The sequence below is a fragment of the Miniimonas sp. S16 genome, assembly GCF_057748195.1.
The window spans coordinates 759,217-782,233 of sequence record NZ_CM173242.1 but is presented as its reverse complement, the minus strand read 5'-3'; the positions used below and the strand labels follow the sequence as shown (position 1 = coordinate 782,233).

The window sequence follows — 23,017 nt, the reverse complement described above, 5'->3', positions numbered from 1 at the left end:
TGCGCTCCTTCGTGTGGTCCCGGGATCGGGATGACGTGACGGTAGACCGGCGCACCGACACGGGTTCATCGGTCGGCGCGGCGTCGGCGCCACATCGGCGCGGCGTCGGCGCCGCATCACCGCGACGTCAGCGCTCCAGCAGCGTGAGCACCTCGTAGTGCGCCGTCTGCGGGAACATGTCGAGCACCTGCGCGCGCACCGGTCGCAAGGACGGCATCGCCGCGAGGTCGGCGGCGAGGCTGCGCGCGTTGCACGAGGAGTACAGGACCGTGCCGACCCCTGACTCCTCGAGCCACGCCGCAAGGTCCGGTCCGATGCCGCGTCGCGGCGGGTTCACCACGACGACGTCGGGCACCGGGCCCGTGGTCGGCACGAGGTTCGTGGCATCGCCCGCGACGAACCGCGCGGACGCGAGGTCGAGCTCCTGCGCGGTCCGGGTGGCGCTCGCGATCGCCTCGGCCGAGACCTCGACGCCCTCGACGGCGAGCCCCGGCAGCGCACGCGCGGCGTGCAGCGCAAACCCGCCCACGCCGCAGTACAGGTCCCACAGCGTGGCGGGGGCGCGCTCGGTGAGCCACGACGTCGCCGCCCGGTACAGCGCGGCCGCGACCTCGGTGTTGGTCTGGAAGAAGGAGCGCGGCCGCAGGTGCAGCGACAGGTCGTTGACGCGCATCGTGAGCGTGTCGCCGTGCAGGACGATCTCCTGCGCACCCTCGAGCACCGCGGCGTGCGCCGGCAGGATGTTGAGGCTCACGACGGCGAGCGACGGCAGCGCGGCGAGGAGCCCGGGCAGGTGCTTGCGCACCCGGGCCTCCGCCTCGCGTGAGCGCAGGACGAGGCGAACCATGAGCTCGCCGTCGGGACTGGCGGTGACCAGCACGTGCTTGAGCTCCCCGCGCCGGGTGGGCACGTCGTACGGGGTGAGCGCGGCCGTGCGGACGAAGTCGGCCAGGATCGGCAGCGCGGCCTCGACGGCCTCCTCGTGCAGGGGGCAGTGCCGCAGGTCGTTGACCACGCCGGCGCCCGCGAACGGTGCCTGGATGCCGAGCAGCGGATGCGCGACGGTGCCGCCGACCACCATCTTCGCCTTGTTGCGGAAGCGGCGCTCGCGGCTCGGGACGGGATCGAGCCAGGTCAGCCCCGGCGTGCGCACGAGGTCCTGGACGGCGCGCACCTTCGCGTCGAGCTGCCGCGGGTACGGCACGGTGAGCTCGGTGCACGAGCGGCACCGGCCGGCCTCGAAGTAGTCGCAGCGCATCGCGTTCAGCGTACGAGGCGGCGCGCCGTCGGGCGTCTCCCGCTCCTGCCCGTCGACCGCGATCCGGACGTCACGCAGGCTCGTGCGCGCGGACGTCGCTCGGGTGGCTCGGAGCCCGGAGCCCGCGCGCCGAGGCCCGGTGAACTCTCCGAGTTCATCGAGGTCTGTCTCCGCCGTGACCGGCGTCTCCGCGCGTGGCGTGCCGCGTGCGTGCGCGCGACGCGTGGGGTCAGTCGAAGAAGTCCTCGAGGACCTCGCCGAGCACCATCCCGCCGAGGACGCCGCCGATCAACCCGCCCATGTCGTTGCTGCCACGTCCGCCCATCGGCCCGCCGAACCCGCCGAGCCCGCCGCCCCGCCGGGGGGAGTCCCAGCGCCCCGCCCCGCCGGGCAGGGAGTCCCGGCCCGCGTCGATGTCGCGCTGCGCGAGCGCGAGCGCCTGCCCCGCGAGGTCCGCGGCACGGCGCGCGAGCGCGAGGTCCTGCTCTCGGGACTCCTCGTCCGAGGGGCTGCGGCGGAGCTCCGTGAGGGCGCGCTCGGCCTCCGCGAGGCGCGTGCGCGCATCCGCCCCGATGTAGCCGCGGTGACCGGCGATCACGTCGCGCGCCACCGCGAGCTGCCGCTCGGCGTCGTCCTCCGCGTGCCGCACGTGGGCGGCCGAGGGCACCGGACGCGCGGCGCGCTCGGCCGCCCTCGCGACGGCCGCGTCGAGCGCCGTGTTCGCCGCGCGCAGCCGCGTGAGGTCGGTGAACGGGTCCGACGGCGTACCGGGACCGGTGAGCGCGGCCAGCGCCTCCTGCAGCTCGCCAGCGGCGGCCGCGACCTCGGGCGTCGCGGGCACGTCACGCACGGCGACGAGGTCGTCGCGCGAGTCGGCGACGACGGCGGAGAGCGCCGCCTGCGCGCGCAGCGCCTCGAGCTCGAAGCTCTCGACGGCGTCCAGCAGCACCGCGCTGCGGCGCACGCTCTCGGTAGCGGCCTCGAGGGCGAGCGTCGCCTGCGACGCCTGACCCGCGTCGCGCCGTCGGGCCGCGACGTCGATGCCCTGCTCGGCGAACCCGAGCAGCTGCTCGGCCTCGGTCGCGTTGCCCGCGACCTGGCGCAGCGCCTCGGGGGAGTAGCGCTCGGCCAGACGGGTCAGCGTCTCGTGGGCCTGCGGCAGCCGGGCGCGGATCGCCGCGGCCTCGGCGCGGACCCGGTCCGCGACCTCGGGGGCCTCGCGCACCCGGGCGACCTGGTCCGCCAGCGCGGCGGTGCGCTCCTCGACGAGGCCGGTCGCCCACTCCGCGAGCTGCACGATGCGCGCGTTGCGCTCGCGCTGCTCCTGCGGGGTGTCGGGGATGTCGTCGACGTTGAGCTGGTGCAGCCGGAACGCCTCGTCGAGGTGGTGGCTCACGGATGCGAGCGCCGCGGCGAGGTCGCCGGTCGCGGCCTCACCGAGCTCGGCCGTGGCGAACGCGAGCTCGTCCCGGGTGAGGCGGAGGCGTTCGTCCGCGGAGACGAGCGCCGAGGCGGCGCGGTCCGCGAGGACCCGGTCCTGCTCGTCCTGCTGCGCCTTCTCCTCGGCCCGACGCGAGCGTCCCCAGAATCCCGCCATGAGTCGAGTCTAGGTCGGCGCCGTGGGCCCTCCCGGGGGCCGGGCGTGCCAGCCGCCCGGCTGCCCGGGCTGCCCGACTGCTGGAGCTGCCCGACTGCCGGCGCGGCCCGGGCGACCGGGGCTGTCCCGGGCGGCAGGCAGTGGCGGGCAGGTGGGACGCCCGGTCGGAGCGTCGCGGCGTGCTGGGCGCTGCAGGTCAGTCACTGGTGACAGAGTCCACGAGCCAGCCGCCGCCCTGCTTGACGAGGTTGAACGTGACGTCGGCGCTCTGATGCTGGCCGGAGGAGTCCGTCCAGCTCTCCGCGACCTCCACGGTGGCCGTCGAGCCCGAGACGCTCGTCGAGGTCGCCCGCCACTCGTAGGAGTCGGCACCGTTCTGCAGGCTGGCGTTGAACTCCGCGGCGTCGACCTCGAACGAGTCGCAGCTCGCCCACGTGGACTGCCAGAACTCGTTGGTCACGGATGAGACGAGGAGCTGGCAGTCCTCGGCGTCCCAGGCGTCGTTGTAGTCGGTGACCGCGTGGAGCGGGCCGGCCGTCTGGGACCGGACCGAGAAGAACACGACCGCGAGGATGGCGACGATCAGCACCACGACGGCGACGATGATGCCCACCACCACGCCGGTGCGCCTGCGCGGGGCGCCGCCCGGCGCGCCACCGTACGGGGCGCCGGGCTGGGCGGGCGCACCTCCCGGCCGGCCGTAGGCGGGAGCGCCGGGTTGGCCGTAGGCCGGGCTCACCGTCGCCTGACCGTACGCGGGCGTGCCCGGAGCCTGGTAGCCGCCCGGGCCGTACCCGTCGGGACGTCCGGCCGAGGGGATCTTGCCGTAGCCGGCGGACGTCGGCTGACCCGGGGCACCGGACTGGCCGCCCGGGGCACCCGGGGCCGACACGACGGGGCCGCCGGGCGCGGAGGTGGCGCCGGGCTGCCAGGCGGTGCTCGCCGTCGCGCCGGTGCCGGGCGCGGAGGTGGCGCCGGGCTGCCAGGCGGTGCTCGCCGTCGTGCCCGCCCCGGGGCTCGCGGCATGGCCGGCGTCGCGCGTGTCCTCCGTCCACGCCGTGCCGTCCCACCAGCGCTGACGTCCGGAACCGTCCGGGTACCAACCCGCGGGGTGAGTCATGCCCGGATTGTGCTCGCGCCCGCGCTCGTCGTCCAACCGGACACGGCGTCGGTCCCGACGCTCGCGGCGATCTCGCTCCCACCGACCCACACGCGAATCGGGTGCCACGAGGAGTCCCACGCGACGAGGTCGGCGTGCGCCCCGACCGCGAGGCGTCCCAGGTCGGCGCGACCGAGCGAGCGGGCGGCCACCTCGGTGCACGAGGCGAGCACCGTGGCGGCGTCGAGCCCGGAGGCCACCATGCGGCGCACGCCCTCGTCCAGGACGATGCCGGCGCCCGTGATCGTGCCGTCCTCCCGCCGGCCGAGGCCGGTGTCGTCGTTCGCCACAGGTCGGCCGCCGAACTGCAGCCACGTGTGGTTGGGCAGCCCGGCCGTGACGATCGCGTCGGTGACGGCGATAGCGCGGCCCGCTGCGGCCGTGTAGACGAGCCGCACGACGCTCGGGTCCAGGTGCTGACCGTCCACGATCGTGCCGACGTAGAACCGCTCGTCCGTGAGCACCGCCCCCGGGACACCGGGCTCGCGGTGGCCGAGCGGGCGCTGCGCGTTGAACACGTGCGTCGTCATCGTGGCGCCCGCATCGGCCGCGGCGTGCACCTGCGCGGCCGTGGCGTCGCTGTGCCCCACGGCGGCGACGACGCCCTCGGCCACGAGGCGCCGCGTGGCGTCGAGGGCGTGCGGCAGCTCCGGGGCCAGCGTGAGCGTCGTGAGGACCTCCCGCGTGGCCGGGTGCGCCAGGAGCACGTCGAGGTGCTCCGGGCTCGGCTCGACCATCCAGTCCGGGCGGTGCGTCCCCTTGCGGGCGGGGGAGATGAACGGCCCCTCGAGGTGCGCGCCCAGCACCCGCGCCGCGGGGGCGCCCGCGTTCTCGTCCCGCGCCTGCCGCACCCGGGCGAACGCGCCCCCGAGCTGGGCGAGCGGTGCCGTGATGATCGTCGGCTGGACCGCCGTGACGCCGCGCGCGGCGAGTCCGCCGAGCACGCGCGTCCACTGCTCGGGGGTCGCGTCGGCGAAGTCCGCGCCGAAGGAGCCGTTGATCTGCAGGTCCAGAAGGCCGGGCGTCAGGGTCGCCGCGCCGAGGTCGACGTCGGCGGCGGGCGCGCCGGCGAGCGCGTCGCCCACGGTCACCGACGCGATCCGGCCGCCCTCGACGGCGAGCTGCGCGGGGCCCGTGAACGCTCCGTCGAGCAGCACGCGCCCCGCGCGGATCGTGACCATCAGATGCCCTGCCAGTCGGGCTTGCCGTCGTACGTGGTGCGGTAGTACTCGCGGAACGTGAGCTGGCTGGCGGCCTCGGCGTCGACGACGACCGTGGCGTGCGGGTGCAGCTGCAGGACCGACGCGGGCCAACGCGCCGAGACGGCGCCCTCCACGCACTCCCGCACGGCCTGCGCCTTGTTCAGTCCGAAGCCGAGCATCACGGCGTGCCGGGACTCCATGATCGTGCCGAGCCCCTGGGTGAGGCAGTGCCGCGGTACCTGGTCCAGGTCGTCGTCGAAGAACCGCGCGTTGTCCAGCCGGGTCTTCGGGGTGAGCGTCTTGAGCCGGGTGCGGCCGGTCAGGCTCGACATCGGCATGTTGAACGCGAGGTGCCCGTCAGCCCCGATCCCGAGGATCTGGAGGTCGATCCCGCCGGCCTCCCGGATCGCGGCGTCGTACGCCACGCCGGCCGCCGACAGGTCCTCGGCCAGGCCGTCGGGTCCTTGGACGGCGTCCGGGCGCAGGTCCACGCGCCCGGTGAAGACGCGCTCGATGAACGCGCGGTAGCGCTCGGGGTGGTCGGCCGGGAGCCCGACGTACTCGTCCAGCAGGAACGCGCGGGCGCTCGCGAACGTGAGCTCACCGGCCTCGTACCGCCGGACGAGCTCGTCGTACACGCCGAGCGGGGTCGACCCGGTGGCCAGGCCGAGGACGGCGTCGGGCTTGGCGGCGAGCAGGCGGGAGTACGCGTCCGCGACGATCGGCGCGGCGTCCTCGGGCCGCTCGACGACGATGACCTCCATCTAGAGCACGTCCTTGATGTCGTTCTTGAGGGCCTCGGCCTGCGTGCCGAAGACCGCCTGGACGTTGTTGCCCACCTCGATCACGCCGGCTGCGCCGAGCGCCTTGAGACGCGCCTTGTCGACCTTGTCCTTGTCGGTGACCTCCATCCGCAGACGCGTGATGCAGGCGTCGACGTTGACGAGGTTCTCGCGACCCCCGAAGGCTGCGATGAGCTGCTCGGCCTTGCTCGCCGTCGCGCTGCTCGCCGTCGTGGCCGCTGCGGCCGCTGCGGCGGCGCTTGCGCTGACGGCCCCGTCGCTGGAGACCGCCCCGGCGGCCGCCGGTGTGGATGCCACGGTGGTCGAGACGAGCTCCTCCGAGCTGTTCTCGGCCTGCTCGGCCTCGAACTCCGCCTCCGGCTCGCGGCCCGGCGTGCGCAGGTTCCAACGCTTCACGACGAGGCGGAAGATGACGTAGTACACGAAGAAGTAGACGACGCCCATGATGAGCAGCAGCGGGATGTTCTTCGCGGCCGGCGCCGTGCCGTAGAGCAGCAGGTCGATGAGGCCGGCGGAGAACGAGAACCCGAGGTGGATGTCGAGCGTGTGGGCGATCGCCAGCGACAGGCCGGTGAGGATCGCGTGCACCACGTACAGCGGGAACGCGACGAACATGAACGCGAACTCGAGCGGCTCGGTCACGCCGGTGAGGAACGCGGTGATGCCGGCCGCGCCGAGGATGCCGATCGCCGTCTTGCGCTGCCGCTTGTCGGCGAGGTGGATCATTGCGAGCGCTGCGGCGGGCAGGCCGAACATGAGGACCGGGTAGAAGCCCGAGGTGAGCGCGCCCGCCGTCGGGTCGCCCGCGGCGAACCGCGTGAGCTCACCGGTCACGACGCCGTTGGGGCCGTCGTAGGAGCCGTAGAGGAACCACACGTAGGAGTTCACGATGTGGTGCAGGCCGACCGGGATCAGCATGCGGTTCGCGAAGCCGTACACGAACGCACCGAACGCGCCGGCACCGGTGATGAACTCGCCGAGGCCCGTGAACCCCGGGATGCGGAGCGGCTTCTTCGCCGGCTTCGCGGGGGTCGCGGTGGCGGTGGTCATGGAACGGTCTCCCTCGAGATCGGAGGATCAGAAGTCAGAGGTCAGAGGTCAGCGGTCGGCGGTCGACCGGCAGGGATCGGCCGGTCGACCGACAGCGGTCGGCCGGTCGACCGACAGCGGTCGGCCGGTCGAACGGCAGCGGTCGAACGGCAGCGGTCGAACGGCAGCGCGGCGGTCAGGCCGAGACGGTGAGCAGGGGCTGGCCGGGCTGCGTCGCCGCACCCTCGACCCCGTCGGCGACCGCGACGAGCTCGGCCGCGCGGTCCATGACGATCACGGGGGAGACGGGGCTGTAGCCCGCGGCGACGATCGCCGGCACGTCCCAGATGACCACGGGGTCGCCGGCGGCGACGGTCGAGCCCTGCTCGACCAGGACGGTGAACCCCTCGCCGTCGAGCTTCACGGTGTCGATGCCGAGGTGCACGAGGACGCCCACGCCGTCGGCGCCGGCGATGACGAACGCGTGCGGGAACACCTTGACGAGGGTGCCCGCGATCGGTGCCACGACGTCGAGCACGTCGGCCGTCGGGTCGATCGCCGCGCCCGGGCCGACGATGCCCTGGGAGAACACGGGGTCGGGGACGTCCGCCAGGGCGACGGCGCGGCCCGCGAGGGGCGAGAGGACGGTGGTGGCCATGGGGGCTCCTCGTGGGTGCGGGTGCGAGTGTCTCGTCGGACAACTGGTTCTTACTGGTTCGTACCAGTGTGAGTATGCTGGTACCAGATCGAGGACGTGTCAACAGCGCGGAGCAGGCCGAGAGGGGCTGGCGTGGTCGAGGTGGTCGAAGGGGCAGACGATGCTGCGAGGGCGCCGGACGCCGTCGTGGACGGCCCCGTCACGAAGCACGCACAGCTGCGCGCGATCCTGCTCGAGCGCGTGACCTCGCAATGGGCCCCGCACCAGGCCATCCCCTCCGAGCGCGAGCTCATGGCCGAGTTCGGGGTCAGCCGCGCGACCGTCCGCGAGGCGATCCGCCAGCTCGTGGAGGAGCAGCGCCTCTACCGCGTGCACGGCAAGGGCACGTTCGTGGCCGCCGATCGCGTGGAGTCCCGGCTGCACCTCGCCTCGTTCACCGACGACATGCGCCGACGCGGCCTCGTCCCGTCCACGCTCGTGCGCCACGTCCGGCTCGTGCCCGCACCCGTGGAGGTCGCCGCCGCGCTCGGGCTCGCCCCCGACGAGGAGGTCTGGGAGATCGAGCGGCTGCGCCTGGCCGGCGGCGCGCCCATGGCGCTCGAGCGCGGCTTTTACAGCAACCGCCTGCTGCCGGACCTGGGCGGCATCGAGCTGACCGGGTCCCTCTACAGCATCATGGCGCTCGGCTACGGCCTGCGGATCGACGGCGCCGAGCAGACCGTGTGGTCCGAGCTCGCGACCCGGTCGACCGCGGATCCGCTCGGGGTCGGCGTCGGGGCGCCGCTCATGGTGTTCCGCCGGACGTCGCGAGCCTCCGGGCGGCCCGTCGAGTACGTCACCTCCTGGTACCGGGGCGACCGGTACCAGATCCACATGTCGCTCTCCGGGACGTAGCCGGGGAAATCGGGCAGGATGCCCACGACCACCTCCGGCCGGTCCGGGCGTGGTGTCGCGCAGTCGCCCCACGGGGCAGGAAGTGAAGGAATCACCATGGCAGCTCGCACCGTCACCGTCGGGTCGTCTTCCGGCCTGCACGCACGTCCCGCCTCGCTCGTCGCCGCCGCCGCAGCCGAGGCGGCTGAGCCCGTCCTCATCGCGCGCGTCGGCGAGGAAGGCGTGGACGCCTCGAGCATCCTCATGCTCATGTCGCTCGGCATCGGTGCGGGCGAGGAGGTCGAGCTCACGAGCGACGACGAGGCCGGCCTGGACAAGGTCGCCGAGCTCGTGGCCGCCGACCTCGACGCGTCATGACCGCGCCCGTCAGCCCGCGCGTCCTCGCCGGCGTCGGGGTCGGCCGCCGCGCCGTCGTCGGCCCGGTGGTGCAGGTGCGCGAACCGGTCGAGGTGCCCGAGGACACCGTCGTGGTGCGCGACGGCGTGCCCGTGCCCGAGGAGGAGCTCGCCGACACGGTGCTCGCGGCCTTCCGGACGGTCTCGGCCGACCTGTCCGCGCGCGCCGCGCGCAGCTCCGGCAGCCTCGCCGAGGTGCTCGGCGCGACGGCGCAGATCGCCGCGGACCCCGCGCTCGCCGCGCGCGCCAAGCGCGAGCTGGCCGGCGGCAAGCCGCCGGTCGCCGCCGTCCGCTCCGCCGTCGGCGCCTTCATCGACATGTTCACGGCCGCGGGCGGCCTCATGGCCGAGCGCGTCACGGACCTGGCGTCCGTGCGCGACCGCGTGGTCGCCGTCGTGGCGGGCCAACCCGCCCCCGGCGTGCCGGACCTGCACGAGCCGAGCGTCGTCGTCGCGCGCGATCTCGCGCCCGCCGACACCGCGGCGCTGGACCTGCGGTACGTGCTGGCCATCGTCACCGAGCTGGGCGGTCCCACCGGGCACACCGCGATCATCGCCGGGCAGCTCGGCCTGCCGTGCCTCGTGCAGGTGACGGGCGCGACGTCGCTCGAGGACGGCACGCGCGTGCTCGTGGACGCGCGGCACAGCACGCTCGAGGTTTCGCCCGACGACGCTGCGGTCGAGGCCGTCGCGAAGCGGACCGAGGCCGAGCGCGCGCTCGAGGAGGACACCGCGCCGGGGGCGACGAAGGACGGCGACCCGATCGACCTGCTCGTCAACATCGGGACCGCCGCGGACGCCGAGCGTGCCGCGGCCGCCGACGACGCGCGGACCGTCGCGGGCAGCGGGCTGTTCCGGACCGAGGTGCTGTTCCTCGACGCGCAGACGGCGCCCCCCGTCGCCGCGCAGCAGAAGGAGTACACCGCGGCCCTCGCGGCGTTCGGCGGTCGCAAGGTCGTGGTGCGCACCCTGGACGCCGGCGCCGACAAGCCGCTCGCGTTCGCGACGCTGCCGGGCGAGGAGAACCCCGCCCTCGGCGTGCGCGGCTACCGGATCGGCCGGATCCACCCGCAGCTCATGGTGGACCAGCTCACGGCACTCGCGGCAGCGGCCGAGGCGACGGGGACCCAGCCGTGGGTGATGGCCCCGATGATCGCGACGCCCGCCGAGGCGGCGGAGTTCGCGGCTGACGCGCGCGCCGCGGGTCTGGCCAAGGTCGGCGTCATGGTCGAGGTCCCGGCGGCCGCGCTGCGGGCGAAGGAGATCCTCGAGCAGGTCGACTTCGTCTCGATCGGCACGAACGACCTGGCGCAGTACGCGATGGCCACCGACCGGCTCAAGGGCGACCTCGCGGACCTGCTCGACCGCTGGCAGCCCGCCGTGCTCGACCTCGTCGCCGCGACGGCCCGCGCCGGGACCGAGCTCGGCAAGCCCGTGGGGGTGTGCGGCGAGTCGGCCGCGGACCCGCTCATGGCGCTCGTCCTCAAGGGGCTCGGGATCACGAGCCTGTCGATGTCGCTCGGCGCGGTGCCCGCGGTGCGCTTCGCGCTGCGCCACCACACGCTCGAGCAGTGCCAGGCGATGGCGGCTGCTGCGCTCGCGGCGACGGGTCCGACCCAGGCGCGCGACGCCGTCGTGGCTCTGCTGGACCCGACCACGCGGGACCTGCTCGCCTGAGTCGAGCAGCCCGCCCGCTCGTCCGCGCCGCAGGAACGGCCCGAGGCGACGAGGACGGCCCCCAGCGGACCGTTCTCGTCGCCTCGGGCCGTTCTCGGCGCCGCGCGCGGCGGGCGCAGCGGGCGCGCCGAGCGCGCCGAGCGCGCCGGCGACAGCCCGGCTACCGGCCGCCGCGTCCGCCCACGGGGGACGCGGCGGCCAGCAGCGCCCGCGTGACCTCCGACCGCGGCTGCGCCCAGACCGTCTCCACGGCGCCCTCCTCCACGACGCGACCCTCGCTCAGCACGAGCACGCGGTCGCACAGCCGGCGCACGACGGCGAGGTCGTGCGACACGAGGACCAGTGCGGTCCCGGCATCCTGCACCTCGCGCAGCAGGTCGAGGATCCCCGCCTGGACGGCGACGTCGAGCGCCGAGACCGGCTCGTCCAGCACGAGCAGCTCCGGGTCGGCCGCAAGGGCCCGCGCGATCGCGACCCGCTGCCGCTGGCCGCCCGACAGGCTCCGCGGCATCCGGTCGGCGACCTCGGGTCCCAGGTGCACGCGGGCGAGCAGCGCGACCGGGTTGCTCGCGCCCGCGTCGCGCAGGATCCGGCGCACGTCCCGGCGCGGGTCCATGCTCGCGAGCACGTCCTGCGGGACGAGCCGGATCCGCGCGCGGCGGGCTCGCCGTCGGGCCTCCGGCAGGTCCGACCAGGGTGCGCGGTCGAGCTCGACCGTGCCCTCGTCCGGTCGCTCGGCGGCGAGCAGCAGGCGGGTCAGCGTCGACTTGCCCGAGCCCGACTCGCCCACGATCCCCAGCGCCTCGCCGCGGCGCACGGTGACGGCCACGCCGTCGACGGCGGTGCGCGCCCCGCGTGGTCCGCGTCCCGGCAGCGGGTAGGTGCGGCGCAGGCCGTGCCCGGCCAGGAGCACGTCGGTCCCGATCACGGGCGCCGGGGGCGGCTTCGGCCCGCGGGGGAGCGCCGCGAGCAGGCCGCGGGTGACGGCGTGGTGGGGCTCGGTGAGCACCCGCGCCGTCGGACCCTCCTCGACCGCGCGCCCGTCGGCGAGCACGACGACGCGATCGGCGATCCGGGCGACGGCGCCGAGGTCGTGCGTGACCAGCAGCAGCGCGGTGCCGGCGTCGCGCAGGCGCCCGAGCAGCGCGAGCACGTCGGCCGCGACCGTCGCGTCGAGGGCGGTGGTCGGCTCGTCGAGCACGAGCAGCGGCGGCTCGGCCACGATCGCCGAGGCGATGAGCGCGCGCTGGCGCATGCCGCCCGAGAGCGCGCCCGGGCGCTGGCGCGCCACGACGTCGGGCTCGGGCAGGCCGGCGCGCGCGAGGGCGTCACGAACCCGCTCCCCGACGGGGGCCGACCCCCGCGCCGCCGGACGGCCGGAGGTGTGCAGGGTCTCGGCGACCTCGGCGTGCACCGTGCGCAGCGGGTCGAGCGAGCCGAGCGCGTCCTGCAGGACGAGCCCGACGTGCCGCCCGCGCACGCGCCGCCAGTCGCGCTCGCGCGCGCCGCGCAGGTCCCGGCCCGCGATCCGCAGCGTCGCCGCCGCGACCCGCGCGGGAGCGCCGCCCTCGCCGGCCAGTCCGAGCAGCGAGCGCGCGAGCACCGACTTGCCCGCGCCGGAGGGCCCGACGACGGCGAGGCACTCGCCCGCGTGCACGCGCAGGTCCAGGCCGCGCAGCACCTCGAGGCTGCGGAAGGAGACCCGCAGGTCCGCGACGGCGAGCACCGGCTCGGCGTCCCGCACCGGCGCCGGGGTGAGCATCGGCTCACCTGTCCGCCCGCTCATGCGACCCCCACCCGCCCGAACGCGCGCCCCAGTGCCGTCAGCGCCGCGGCGGTCACCGTGATCGCGAGGCCCGGACCCACCGTGAGCCACCAGGCGGTCGTGAGGTAGACGCGCCCGGCGTTGAGCATCGCGCCCCACTCCGGCGACGGCGGCAGCGCGCCGAGGCCGAGGAAGCTCAGGCCCGCGACCCACACCACGGCCTGGCCGATGCCGAGGGTCAGCACCGCGACGAGCGGCCACAGCGCGTTGGGCGCGATGTGCCGGGTGAGGACGCGCGCCGGCGCGAGTCCATCCAGGCGCGCGGCCGCGACGTAGCCCGACGTCGCGACGCCGCGCACCCGCGAGCGCAGGATCCGGGCGTACCCGGGCGCAGTCGCCAGGCCCACGGCGAGCACGGACGCCGCGAGCCCGGGGCCTCGCACCGTGACGAGGAGCAGGGCCAGCACCATGGTCGGCAGCGCGTACAGCACCTCGACCACCCGGGCGATCCCCGCGTCGAGCCACCGCGGCCCGAGCCCGGCCGCGAACCCCAGCACCATCGCGAGCGCGACGCCGATCACCGTCGCCTGCAGACCGACGCCGAGCGAGGACACGGCGCCGTGCACCACCCTCGTCCACACGTCACGGCCGGACTCGTCGGTGCCGAACGGGTGCGCGAGCGAGGGCGGCTCGAACGCCTCGCGTGGCGCGATCGCCGTCGGGTCACCGGGCGCGATCAGCCCCGGTGCCACGACCATGACGAGCATGACGACGACGACGGCGAGCGCCACCCAGGCGCCCGGCGTGAAGCCGCGCAGCGCGCGCCTCATGCGGCGGCCACGAGCGCGTCGCCCGCGCGACGGCGCGGGTCAAGGGCGAGCTCGAGGGCCTCGACGACGACGGTGAGCACGACGTAGGCGAGCGCGACGACCACGACGGCGCCGACCACCACGGGCACGTCGCGCACGAGCGTCGCGTCCACGAGCAGGCGGCCCAGCCCGGGCCGACCGAACAGCACCTCGACGACGACGGCGCCGGAGAGCAGCGAGCCGAACGCCCAGCCGGACAGGGAGACGGCCGGCAGGACGGCGTGCCGCAGCGTGTGCCGACCGAGCACGCGGGTCGGCGAGGCGCCGCGCGCCCGCGCCGTGGTGGCGAACGGGGCAGACTCGGCCTCCTCGAGGGAGTCGCGCACGAGCTGGCCGAGGAACCCCGCGAGCGGGACGGCCAGCGTCACCGTCGGCAGCACGAGCGAGGCGGGGGAGCCCGGCGTGCTCGTCGCCGGGAACCAGTGCAGCGTGCTCGCGAAGACCACGATGAGCACGGCGCCGAGCCAGAAGTGCGGCAGCACGCTGGCCACGAGCTCACCGCCGCGCAGGACGCGGGCGGCGGCGCGCCCGAGCCGGCCCCGCGCCGTCGTCGCCAGCACGGCTACCGCGAGCGCGATCACCCAGGCGAGTGCGAGCGACGTCAGGGCGAGCACGGCGGTGGCCGGCAGCTGCGCGGTGAGCAGGTCGCTCACCGGGACCCGTCGCGCGTAGGAGTCCCCGAGGTCGAGCGTGAGCACGTTGCGCAGCTGCACGAGGTACTGCTGCCACAGCGGCAGGTCGAGGCCGTACTGCGCGCGCGCGGCCGCCACGGCCTCCGGTCCGGCCTGGGAGCCCGGACCGCCGAGGACCGCCTCGACCGGGTCGCCGCCGGCCAGCCGCAGCGCGAGGAACACCACGGTCGCCGTCACGACCACGACCGTGAGCGCGCGCCCCAGGGTGCGCAGCACCCAGCCGGCCGCGGCCCGCACGCCGGACCCGCTCACGAGGTGAGCGAGGCGTCCACGAACGTCGGGGTGGAGACGGTGTGGAGCACGTCGACCCCGGTGGCGCCACGGACGAGGAAGTGGTTCTGCTGGTCGTACAGCGGGAGGATGTAGAAGCCCTCGAGGACCCGCTGCTGGGCCTGCTGCACGAGCTCGGCGCGCCGGTCGTCGTCCTGGGTGGAGGCGGCCTCGTCGAGCCACGCGTCCAGCTCGGCGTCGCGCACGAAGGCGTGGTTGGCGAAGTAGCCCGACGGCGCGGGCACGGTGCCGTCGGAGTGGTAGAGGATGCGCAGCACGTCCGGGCCGACCTTCGTGTAGGGCGCCGAGACGGCCTCGTACTCCTTGTTGCCGAGCGCCGTGTACCAGGCGCCGAGGTCCATCGGCTCCAGCACGAGCTCGAACCCGACACCGGCGACGTTGGCCTGGATCTGCTCGAACAGCGACTGCTCGGCCGCGACAGACTGGTTGGTGCTCACGGGCATCCGCACGGTGAGGCGGTTGCCGTCCTTCGTCCGCACGCCGTCGGCGTCCCGGGTGGTCCAGCCCGCCTGGTCCAGCAGCGCGTTCGCCGCCTCGACGTCGGTGGTGAACAGGTCCGGGTCGGAGTACGCGAGCGGCTCCACGGACGCGAGCGGGGAGAAGGACCGCTCGGTCACGCCGGCGAAGAGGGTCTCGATGCCGGGCTCGGGGTCGGCCGCCCGGATGAACGCCTCGCGCACCGCCAGGTCGTCGAAGGGCGCCTGGCCGGAGTTGAGCTCGATCCGGTTGACGCTGCCCGGCCTCGGCGCGTCGATGTGCTCGACGCCGAGCGAGGAGTCCGCGTCGGCGGCCGCGATCGTGTCCGGCTGCGGGTTGTCGATCACCTGCACCTCGCCGGAGATCAGCGCGGCGTACCGGGTTGCCGCGTCGGGGAGGAAGCGCCAGGTGATCCCGTCCAGCAGCGCCGGCTCGGCGGTCCCGTCCGGCCGGACGTAGTCGTCGTTGCGGACGAGGTCGACCTGCTGCTGGGGCGTCGAACCGGTCACGACGAACGGACCGGTGCCGACCGGCGCGAGGCAGTTGGCGTCCGTGCCGCGCGCGATCCCCGTGGGTGACTCCATCGCCGTCCACGGCTGGGAGAGGGACTCCAGCAGCGCCGCGTCCGGCTCGCTGAGGTGGAACCGGGCGTGCTGGGCGTCGACCACCTCGACGGAGTCGACCTTGGCCAGCGCGAGGTAGCCGGTGGAGGAGCCGGTGGCGGGGTCCTTGAGGTGCTCGACGTTCGCCTTGACCGCCTCGGCGTCGAACGCGGTGCCGTCGGTGAACGTGCGCTCGGCGAGCGTGAAGTCCCACGTCAGGCCGTCGTCGGAGGTGGTCCACTCGGTCGCGAGCCACGGCGTGATCGTCCCGTCGGCGTCGCGGCCGACGAGCGGTTCGAGGAACTGGGAGGCGAGCAGAGCCTGCGGGTAGTTGCCGCCGACGTGCGGGTCGAGGCACGTGGGCTCGGCGTCGCCCGAGGCGTACACGAGCGTGCCGCCGGCTGACGGTGTGGCGGCGCCGGCGTCGCCGGAGGCGTCGGGCGCTCCCGAGGCGTCGTCGCCGGCGGTGCCGCTGCACGCGGCGAGCAGGAGGGCTGCAGACGCCAGCGTGGCGGTCAGGGGGAGGAGGGCGGGTCGGCGCACCGGAGGCCTTTCACGTGATTGTTGGTCGGCGTCCAACAATACGACCCCTACGATGGGCGCCGTGACGCAGGGGACGGAGCGCAGGCGCGTGGGACGGCCGCGCGCGGCGTCCCGCGATCTCCTCGAGGAGGCCGCCTGCGAGCTGTTCCTCGAACGCGGGTACGCCGCGACCTCCGTGGCGGACATCACGTCCCGAGCCGGCGTGAGCCGGTCCACCTTCTTCAACTACGTCGAGGCCAAGAGCGACCTGCTGTGGGCGAGGTTCGACGACGCTGTCGTGGCCCTGCGTGCCCGGCTCGCCGACGGGGCGGACGTGGCCGAGGCGTTGCGCGAGCTCGCGGCCGGCCTGCCGGCGGAGAACGTCGCGATGGCGTTCGCCCAGGGCGAGGCGATGGGGCTGGGCGAGGAGCTGCGGCTCGCCGCGGTGCGCCGCCTTGCCGACGTGCGCGACGCGCTCACGCCGGCGCTCCGGGCAGGCGGCGCCACGCCCCTCGTGGCCCGGTCCAGGGCAGGGGCCTACGCGGGCTGCCTGCTCGCGGCGGTCCAGGAGTGGTCGCTCGCGGGTGCGGGCCGCACCGACCTCGTGGCTCTGCTGGACGAGGCGGTGAGGGCGACGCTGGGCTGAGTGCGCGCGCCGGGCGCGCCGCCCGACGTCGGCACCTGCGGCCGCGTCGACCACTACCGTGACGCCGTGGATCCCCTGTTCGTCGTCCTCGCCGCCGGTGTGACCGCGCCGCTGCTGTCGCTCGTGACCCGCAAGGTCGTGCCCGGGGTCGTCTTCGAGATCGGGCTCGGGATCGTCATCGGACCCGCCGTGCTCGCCTTGTCGAGCGCCACGGGCTCGGTGCAGAGCGTGGCCGACGTCGGCCTGTCGTTCCTCATGTTCCTCGCCGGTCTCGAGGTCAACCTGCGCACGATGCGCGGTGAGGCGCTCCGCCGCTCGGGCGGCTCGTGGCTCGTCTCGGTGGCGCTCGCCTCGATCGTGGGGGTCGTCGTCGCGCTCGCGGGTGGGGGCGACGCCGCCCGCTTCGTGGCGATCGCCCTCACGACGACCGCGCTGGGCACGCTGCTGCCGATCCTGCGCGAGGAGAGGGTGGTCGGCACGCCCCTGGGCGAGCGGACGCTCGCCGTCGGGACGATCGGGGAGTTCGGACCCATCGTGCTCGTCGCGCTCCTGCTCAGCGGACGAAACCCGGTGGCGGTCCTGGCCGAGCTGGCGATCTTCGCCGTCGTGGTGGTGACCGGCCTCTGGGCGGCCAACCACCTGCGCGTGCCGTGGCTGCGGCGCTCGGTGACGCAGGGCATGCACAGCACGTCCCAGCTCCCGGTGCGTGTCGCCGTGCTCGCGGTCGCGTTCTTCGTGCTGCTGGCCGACGACCTGGGCATCGACGCGCTGATGGGTGCCTTCGCCGCCGGCCTCGTGGTGCGCACCGCGACCGCGCTCGACATGGCCGAGGACGACCAGCTCATGCTGGACCGCAAGCTCACGGCCGTGGGGTTCGGCGTGTTTATCCCGATCTTCTTCGTGACGTCGGGGATGAAGATGGACGTGGCCTCGATGATCGAGCACCCCACGTCGCTGCTCCTGATCCCCGGGTTCGTCGTGGCGGCGCTCCTCGTGCGTGGCATCCCCACGTGGTGGGCCTACCGCCGCTCGGTCTCGCCTCCGGACGCGAGGTCGCTCGCCCTGCTCTCGGCGGCCGCGCTGCCGCTCGTCGTGGTGATCACCGAGCAGGGTGTGGCGGCGAAGGCGCTCCCTCCCGAGGTGGCGGCCGCGATGGTCGCCGGCGGACTGCTCAGCGTGCTCGTGCTGCCGCTGCTCGCGCTGCGCGGTCGCGCCCGTGCCGAGGATCCGGGCACGGACGCGACCGCTCAGGTGGCGACGCCTGCGGCGTAGCGCCGTCAGCGGCGCGACTCAGACGTAGGCGCCGTAGGACGGCAGGTCCAGCACGCCGTTCCCGGACAGCCCGATGAGCACCACCTCGTCGGTGGTCGCGGCGCGAGCGTGCGCGATCGCGGCGGCCACGGCGTGGGTGGACTCGGGCGCGGGGATGATGCCCTCGGCGCGTGCGAACTCCACCCCCGCGCGGAACGCGGTGTCCTGGTCGATCGCCACGGCCTCCATGAGCCCGAGGTTCACCGCGTGGGACACCATCGGCGCCATGCCGTGGTAGCGCAGGCCGCCGGCGTGGATGGGCGGCGGCACGAAGTCGGCGCCGAGGGTGTGCATCTTGAGCAGCGGCGTGAGGCCCGCGACGTCGCCGTGGTCGTAGCGGTACTCACCCTGCGTGAGTGACGGGCACGCGGCCGGCTCGCACGCCACCAGGCGCGTGGTGGTGCCCTCGCGCAGGTTGCGGCCCAGGAACGGGAACGTGAGGCCGGCGAGGTTCGACCCGCCGCCCGCGCAGCCGAAGATGACGTCCGGGACGACGTCACCGAGCTGCTCCAGCGCCTCCTGCCCGATCACCGTCTGGTGCAGGAGCACGTGGTTGAGCACGCTGCCGAGGGAGTAGTGGGCCTCCGGGTCCTTCGCGGCGACCTCGACCGCCTCGCTGATCGCCATGCCGAGCGAGCCGGTGGTGTCGGGCGTCGCGGCGAGGATCGCGCGGCCGGCCTCGGTCAGCTCCGACGGCGAGGAGTGGCACACGCCGCCGTACGCCTCCATCTGGAACCGGCGGTAGGGCTTGGCGTCGTAGGACGCGCGGACCTGCCAGACCTCGACCGTGAGGCCGAGCAGCGCGCCCGCGAGCGACAGGGAAGCGCCCCACTGGCCCGCGCCCGTCTCGGTCGTCAGCCGCGTGACGCCCTCGAGCTTGTTGTAGTAGGCCTGCGCGATCGCGGTGTTCGGCTTGTGCGAGCCTGCCGGGCTGACGCCCTCGTACTTGTAGTAGATCCGCGCGGGCGTGCCGAGCGCGCGCTCGAGGCGGTGCGCGCGGATCAGCGGGGCGGGCCGCCAGAGCGAGTAGATCTCGCGCACGGTCTGCGGGATCTCGACGTACCGCTCGGTGGACACCTCCTGCGCGATGAGCGCCATCGGGAACAGCGGCGCGAGGTCCTCCGGGCCGAGCGGCTCGCGGGTGCCCGGGTGCAGCGCGGGCGGGCACGGCTGCGGCAGGTCGGCCGCCAGGTTGTACCAGTGCGTGGGCACGGTCGAGGGCACCTCGAAGCCGAGCGGGTCGATGCTGCGCTCGGTGACGAGCGCGGGTGCGGAGTCGGTCGCGGTCATGGTTCTCCTCGTGGATCAGCGGCGATCGGTTGCGAGCCTAGGCAGTTCCGGGGGCGCGCGTGTGGTGCGTCTCGTCCTGCGGGTGGTCCGGCCACGGCTGGTCCACCCATGCCGTGCCCGACGGCGTGGCGCGGCCCCGCCCCGCCGTCGTCGCCGCGATCCGCGTCACCGACGCCACGGCGGCGTCCGGCGGCACGGCCAGGTCGAGCTCGACGTCGACCCCGTAGCGGGCCGACACGCCCCAGCCCGCGCGCTCGGCGAGCGCGGTGACGGCGGCCGCGTCCGCGTAGTCGAGCGTGACGCGCAGCAGGGTGCGTCGGCGCCGCAGGACGAGCGGCGCGCCGGCGAGGGCGTCGGCGACGGCGCCGCGGTAGGCCCGTGCCAGGCCGCCGGTCCCCAGCAGCACGCCGCCGAAGTGCCGCACGACGACGGCGACGACGTCGCTCACCTCGGCCGCGAGCAGCGCGTCGAGCATGGGTGCGCCGGCGGTGCCGGAGGGCTCGCCGTCGTCGCTCGTGCGGCGCACGTCGCGGCGCGGACCGAGCACGAAGGCCGTGCAGTGGTGGCGCGCCTGCGGGTGGCCCCGGCGCGCTGTCGCGACGCACGCACGCGCGTCCTCGTCCGTCGCGGCGGGGGAGAGCAGCGCGAGGAAGCGCGAGCGGGAGATCTCGACCTCGTGCTGGTGGGTCGCGGCGAGCGTGCGGTACTCCGACGGCCCGTCGAGGCTCGCGTGCGTCATCGACACGCTCACGGCTCGTCGGTGAGCGCGTCCAGCCGCTGACGCGCCGTGCGCACCGCACGCTCGGCCTCGGTGCGGGTGCGCTGCCACGTGGCGAGGTTCTCGCGCGCGGCGTCACGGTCGTGCTCGAGGGCGGCGATCTCGGCGTCCAGCGACGTCACCATCGACTCGAGCGAGCCGACCGTGTCGGTCGCGGCGGTGAGGCGGTTCTCGGCGTCGACGAGGTCCGCCGTCGCCCGCGCGACCTGGTCCGCGCCCGGACGCAGGTGCCGGACGGTGGGGGCGGGCACGCCGTCGTCGGGGCCGACCACGCCGAAGCCCTCGTGCACCACGGTCCGGGCCACCTGGCCGCGGCGCACCTGCTCGGCCACCTCGGGGTCCATCACGGCCGCGGTGAGCATCTCGACGACCCGCGCGAGCGACTCGGGGGAGGGCCCGCGCCGGCCCGCCGCGGCCTCCTCCTCGCCGAGGTGCCACAGCAGGGAGACCAGCGCGTCGGTGCGGGTGCGGCGCTCGCGGTCGAGCGCGGCGAGTCGGCTGCGGTCGCGCGTGCTCGTCGCCTCCCGCAGGCTCTCGCCGACGGCGAGCAGCTGCTCGAGCTCCTCGGGCCAGTGCACCGCGAGCCGGTTCACCCAGCTCGCGGCGATCGTCGGCTTGGGCAGACGGCGCAGCCGGGCCGCCCCGACCTCGTCGCCCGCGGCCCGCACCTGGGCGGCGTAGCGCGCGCGCTCGGTGACGAAGTCCTCGGGGTCGACGCGGTACAGGAGCGTGACGAGCTCCTCGACCCAGTCTGACGGCACGGGGCCAGCGTGGCGGGTGCGCGGCGGCCTGTCGAGCGTGGTCACGGTGGGCGGCTCCGTCAGGCCCGGTCAGTCGCAGACCCGCACGGGCCACGGCGTGGCCTCGCGCAGGCGGTGGACGGCGGCCTCGCCGCCGACCCGCTCGACGAAGGCGCGAGGCCCGACGACGACGAGCAGGCTGCGCGCCCGGGACATGCCCGTGTAGAGCATGTGCCGAGCGCGGTCGAGGTCGCGCACGCCGTTGACCGCGAGCACGACGACGCGGCGCTCCAGTCCCTTGAAGTTGAGGACGTGGCCGTAGAAGACGTCGACACCGTCCAGGGCGTCGTCCCAGTAGGCGGTGTGTCCGCGCAGCTCGACCGTGTTCACCTGCTCCGGGTGGCGCGATCCGGTGCACAGCAGCGCGATGTCACCCGGGTTCCAGCCCTCCTCGACGAGAGCCTCGACGGCGTCGTCCGCGGCGGCGAGCACCTCGTCCGCGGCGGCGCGACGCAGGGCGCGGTCGTCCGACGCGATCGCCTCGGCGTCGCCGGCCTCGACCAGGCGCACCGGTGCGCCGTGCGCGCCGGCGGGGCGCACCACGCCGTCGCCGTAGCTGCCGAAGGTCCGGGCGATCTCGCGGGTGGAGCGCAGGTTCTCCTCGAGCGTGAGCGTCGCGAGCTCGATCGGGGCGCGGCCGTCGCGCGCGAAGACACGCTGGGACTCGTCGGAGAACACGGTCAGCCCGCCCGTGCCGGGATCGCGCAGGCAGCGCAGCAGCGCGGGCCACCACTCGTCGCCGAAGTCCTGCGCCTCGTCGACGACGATCGCGTCGAACAGGTCGGCGGGGTCGCGCGTGGCGGCGAGCGTGGCGAGGTCGCGGGGCAGCCGCGTCTCCCAGTCCTCGGGGTCGTCGTCCCGGCCGGGCGTCGCGCCCCACTCGACCGGGAGCTCGTGGAAGAGGCCGACCCACGCGGGCCGGTCCCGGCGCCAGGCGGAGGTCGTGCGCTGGAGGTAGCGGCCGAGGCCGCGCGAGTAGCACAGCAGCGCGACGCGCCGGCCCTGCGCCGAGAGCCGCCGTGCCTGCTCCAGGGCGAGCCACGTCTTGCCGCTGCCGGCGCCGCCGACGATCTGCAGCCGCGGCATCGCGCGCGCCAGGTCGAGAACCCGCGCCTGGTCCGCCGTGAGCTGCTCGGCGAGCAGGTCCTGCTCCTCCGCGGCCGCCAGGAGGTCGGCCTGGCCCGGGAGGGAGGGGGCGAAGCTCGCGGCGATGGTGGCGACGAGGGCTGCGTCCGGCACGCGGTCGCCGTCCGCGTCGCGGGTGAGGGCGGCCACGAGGCGCTCGCCGGCGCGGCCCTCGAGCAGGTCGCCGGAGTCGAGGATCATCCGGCGAGTGACGTCCGGGGCGCGGAACGTCTCCGGGATGCGCGAGCCGGGCAGGGCGAGGAGGTAGGTGGCGCGCAGGCGACGGAACGTGACCGCGTCGCGCTCGTGCAGGTAGCGCCGGGCCGCGTGCATCGTCCGTCGTGCCTGACGCACCGGGTCGATGGCGCGTCCGCCCTGGCGCCACTCACCGTCGGTGAGGCGCACGTTCCCGCTCTTGACCTCGACCACCGCGAGACCCAGCCCCGGCACGACGGCGAGGACGTCCGCCTCGGACTGCTCGCCGTCGACGACGAGGTTCACGTTGCGCAGCACGACGCTGCCCTCCGGCAGCGTCGCGGTGAGCGACCTCGCGACGGCGAGCTCCGCCCGGGCGCCGGACTCGCGCCGCTGCTGCTCGCGCGTGCGGACGGCGGCGTCGTCGGTGGCGCCGCGTGCGTCGGTGCGACCGCCGCCAGGTTCTGGCATCCCGTCAGAGTGCCGCAGCGGTGGGCGCCGCGGGGGACGCGTCCGAGTCGTGAGCGCGGAGGGCGTCGCGCCGGTCCAGCGCGGCATCGAGCTCCTCGAGGATGCGCACGCACTCCTGCACGTCCCACGGCGTGCCGGACAGCTCGAACTCGAACAGCACGGGGCGCCCGGACAGCTCGGCGATCTCGCGCGCGGCGCGCTGGTAGTACCGGCCGAAGTTGCGGTTGCCCGACCCCATCACGCCCACCAGGTGGCGCCGGTTGGCGGGGGAGGCGAGGAACCGGCGCACGGCCTCGGGGATGGTGTCGTTCGCAGGGTTGCCCGTCTTGTACGACGGCGTGAGCAGCACCCACGGGCCGTCCGCCAGGCTCTGGCGGACCTCGCGCTCGGAGAGGTCGTGGACGGGGCGGCCGAGGCGCTCGGCGAAGAGCCGGACCAGTCCCGACGAGGAGGAGTAGTAGTAGACCGGGGTGCGCCGCATCGTTCCAGGATCCTGCGGGGTTCGTCGCAC

Annotated in this window: 21 protein-coding genes; 5 read left to right on the top strand and 16 right to left on the bottom strand. The window is 75.0% G+C overall.

All coding sequences use genetic code 11. The annotated features are described in order from the left end of the window. Positions 1 to 127: 127 nt before the first annotated feature. The 7 genes from rlmC to AC3AQ1_RS03495 form a co-directional block, all read right to left on the bottom strand. Positions 128 to 1,258 (bottom strand): 23S rRNA (uracil(747)-C(5))-methyltransferase RlmC, encoded by a 1,131-nt coding sequence (rlmC, locus tag AC3AQ1_RS03525; RefSeq protein WP_108717839.1) that lies wholly within the window; start codon positions 1,256 to 1,258, stop codon positions 128 to 130. A 229-nt stretch (positions 1,259 to 1,487) separates the two neighbouring features. Further along, entirely contained in the window at positions 1,488 to 2,855 is a 1,368-nt protein-coding gene (locus AC3AQ1_RS03520; RefSeq protein ID WP_108717838.1) for a coiled-coil domain-containing protein, read from the bottom strand. Positions 2,856 to 3,051: 196 nt separating this feature from the next. Then, entirely contained in the window at positions 3,052 to 3,975 is a 924-nt protein-coding gene (locus AC3AQ1_RS03515; RefSeq protein WP_108717837.1) for a DUF2510 domain-containing protein, read from the bottom strand. Then, positions 3,972 to 5,195, bottom strand: coding sequence for an N-acetylglucosamine-6-phosphate deacetylase (nagA, locus tag AC3AQ1_RS03510; RefSeq protein WP_108717836.1), 1,224 nt, complete (start codon positions 5,193 to 5,195; stop codon positions 3,972 to 3,974). The genes AC3AQ1_RS03515 and nagA overlap by 4 nt, the downstream gene beginning before the upstream one ends. Continuing rightward, positions 5,195 to 5,980 carry a glucosamine-6-phosphate deaminase gene (nagB, locus tag AC3AQ1_RS03505; RefSeq protein ID WP_108717835.1) on the bottom strand — a complete coding sequence of 262 codons (786 nt, stop codon included), beginning with the start codon at positions 5,978 to 5,980 and terminating at the stop codon, positions 5,195 to 5,197. The genes nagA and nagB overlap by 1 nt, the downstream gene beginning before the upstream one ends. After that, positions 5,981 to 7,069, bottom strand: coding sequence for a PTS transporter subunit EIIC (locus AC3AQ1_RS03500; RefSeq protein ID WP_199916521.1), 1,089 nt, complete (start codon positions 7,067 to 7,069; stop codon positions 5,981 to 5,983). 175 nt (positions 7,070 to 7,244) lie between these two features. Then, positions 7,245 to 7,706 carry a PTS sugar transporter subunit IIA gene (locus AC3AQ1_RS03495; protein ID WP_108717834.1) on the bottom strand — a complete coding sequence of 154 codons (462 nt, stop codon included), beginning with the start codon at positions 7,704 to 7,706 and terminating at the stop codon, positions 7,245 to 7,247. A gap of 132 nt (positions 7,707 to 7,838) precedes the next feature. Between AC3AQ1_RS03495 and AC3AQ1_RS03490 the strand changes: the two genes are divergently transcribed. The 3 genes from AC3AQ1_RS03490 (at position 7,839) to AC3AQ1_RS03480 (ending at position 10,672) form a co-directional block, all read left to right on the top strand. Then, entirely contained in the window at positions 7,839 to 8,600 is a 762-nt protein-coding gene (locus tag AC3AQ1_RS03490; protein WP_234417732.1) for a GntR family transcriptional regulator, read from the top strand. 96 nt (positions 8,601 to 8,696) lie between these two features. Further along, the gene (locus AC3AQ1_RS03485; RefSeq protein WP_108717833.1) at positions 8,697 to 8,957 is read left to right on the top strand and encodes an HPr family phosphocarrier protein; all 261 of its coding nucleotides are present in this window, start codon (positions 8,697 to 8,699) and stop codon (positions 8,955 to 8,957) included. Further along, the gene (locus tag AC3AQ1_RS03480) at positions 8,954 to 10,672 is read left to right on the top strand and encodes a putative PEP-binding protein (RefSeq protein WP_108717832.1); all 1,719 of its coding nucleotides are present in this window, start codon (positions 8,954 to 8,956) and stop codon (positions 10,670 to 10,672) included. The genes AC3AQ1_RS03485 and AC3AQ1_RS03480 overlap by 4 nt, the downstream gene beginning before the upstream one ends. Positions 10,673 to 10,832: 160 nt before the next feature. Here the strand turns inward: AC3AQ1_RS03480 and AC3AQ1_RS03475 are convergent, their stop codons facing one another. The 4 genes from AC3AQ1_RS03475 to AC3AQ1_RS03460 are packed head-to-tail and all read right to left on the bottom strand — an operon-like array spanning position 10,833 to position 15,911. Beyond that, positions 10,833 to 12,458, bottom strand: coding sequence for an ATP-binding cassette domain-containing protein (locus tag AC3AQ1_RS03475; RefSeq protein WP_108717831.1), 1,626 nt, complete (start codon positions 12,456 to 12,458; stop codon positions 10,833 to 10,835). Further along, on the bottom strand, positions 12,455 to 13,267 hold the full coding sequence (locus AC3AQ1_RS03470) for an ABC transporter permease (protein ID WP_108717830.1): 813 nt from the start codon (positions 13,265 to 13,267) through the stop codon (positions 12,455 to 12,457). The genes AC3AQ1_RS03475 and AC3AQ1_RS03470 overlap by 4 nt, the downstream gene beginning before the upstream one ends. Further along, the gene (locus AC3AQ1_RS03465; protein ID WP_234417730.1) at positions 13,264 to 14,250 is read right to left on the bottom strand and encodes an ABC transporter permease; all 987 of its coding nucleotides are present in this window, start codon (positions 14,248 to 14,250) and stop codon (positions 13,264 to 13,266) included. The genes AC3AQ1_RS03470 and AC3AQ1_RS03465 overlap by 4 nt, the downstream gene beginning before the upstream one ends. Then, a complete protein-coding gene (locus tag AC3AQ1_RS03460; RefSeq protein ID WP_180359638.1) occupies positions 14,247 to 15,911 on the bottom strand; it encodes an ABC transporter substrate-binding protein in 1,665 nt (554 codons plus the stop codon). Before AC3AQ1_RS03460 ends, AC3AQ1_RS03465 begins: the two co-directional genes overlap by 4 nt. A gap of 61 nt (positions 15,912 to 15,972) precedes the next feature. On the opposite strand from AC3AQ1_RS03460, the gene AC3AQ1_RS03455 reads away from it, so the two are divergent. Together AC3AQ1_RS03455 and AC3AQ1_RS03450 are read left to right on the top strand one after the other, a co-directional pair. Then, positions 15,973 to 16,536 (top strand): TetR/AcrR family transcriptional regulator, encoded by a 564-nt coding sequence (locus AC3AQ1_RS03455; RefSeq protein ID WP_234417729.1) that lies wholly within the window; start codon positions 15,973 to 15,975, stop codon positions 16,534 to 16,536. A gap of 66 nt (positions 16,537 to 16,602) precedes the next feature. Next, positions 16,603 to 17,808, top strand: a complete 1,206-nt coding sequence (locus tag AC3AQ1_RS03450) for a cation:proton antiporter (RefSeq protein WP_159096360.1) — start codon at positions 16,603 to 16,605, stop codon at positions 17,806 to 17,808. Positions 17,809 to 17,826: 18 nt separating this feature from the next. Here AC3AQ1_RS03450 and AC3AQ1_RS03445 read toward each other — a convergent pair whose 3' ends face one another. The 5 genes from AC3AQ1_RS03445 to nrdI all read right to left on the bottom strand — a co-directional run bounded on the left by AC3AQ1_RS03445 (position 17,827) and on the right by nrdI (position 22,987). Then, positions 17,827 to 19,137 (bottom strand): TrpB-like pyridoxal phosphate-dependent enzyme, encoded by a 1,311-nt coding sequence (locus tag AC3AQ1_RS03445; RefSeq protein WP_108717828.1) that lies wholly within the window; start codon positions 19,135 to 19,137, stop codon positions 17,827 to 17,829. Between the two features lie 37 nt (positions 19,138 to 19,174). Then, positions 19,175 to 19,876: an IMPACT family protein gene (locus tag AC3AQ1_RS03440; protein WP_108719949.1), complete on the bottom strand. Its 702-nt coding sequence runs from the start codon at positions 19,874 to 19,876 to the stop codon at positions 19,175 to 19,177. 8 nt (positions 19,877 to 19,884) lie between these two features. Next, entirely contained in the window at positions 19,885 to 20,676 is a 792-nt protein-coding gene (locus tag AC3AQ1_RS03435) for a hypothetical protein (RefSeq protein ID WP_139986028.1), read from the bottom strand. 69 nt (positions 20,677 to 20,745) lie between these two features. Next, on the bottom strand, positions 20,746 to 22,506 hold the full coding sequence (locus tag AC3AQ1_RS03430) for a nuclease-related domain-containing DEAD/DEAH box helicase (protein ID WP_108719948.1): 1,761 nt from the start codon (positions 22,504 to 22,506) through the stop codon (positions 20,746 to 20,748). Positions 22,507 to 22,510: 4 nt separating this feature from the next. Continuing rightward, complete coding sequence (gene nrdI, locus AC3AQ1_RS03425) at positions 22,511 to 22,987, bottom strand: class Ib ribonucleoside-diphosphate reductase assembly flavoprotein NrdI (RefSeq protein ID WP_108717826.1); 477 nt, start codon at positions 22,985 to 22,987, stop codon at positions 22,511 to 22,513. Between the last annotated feature and the right edge of the window lie 30 nt (positions 22,988 to 23,017).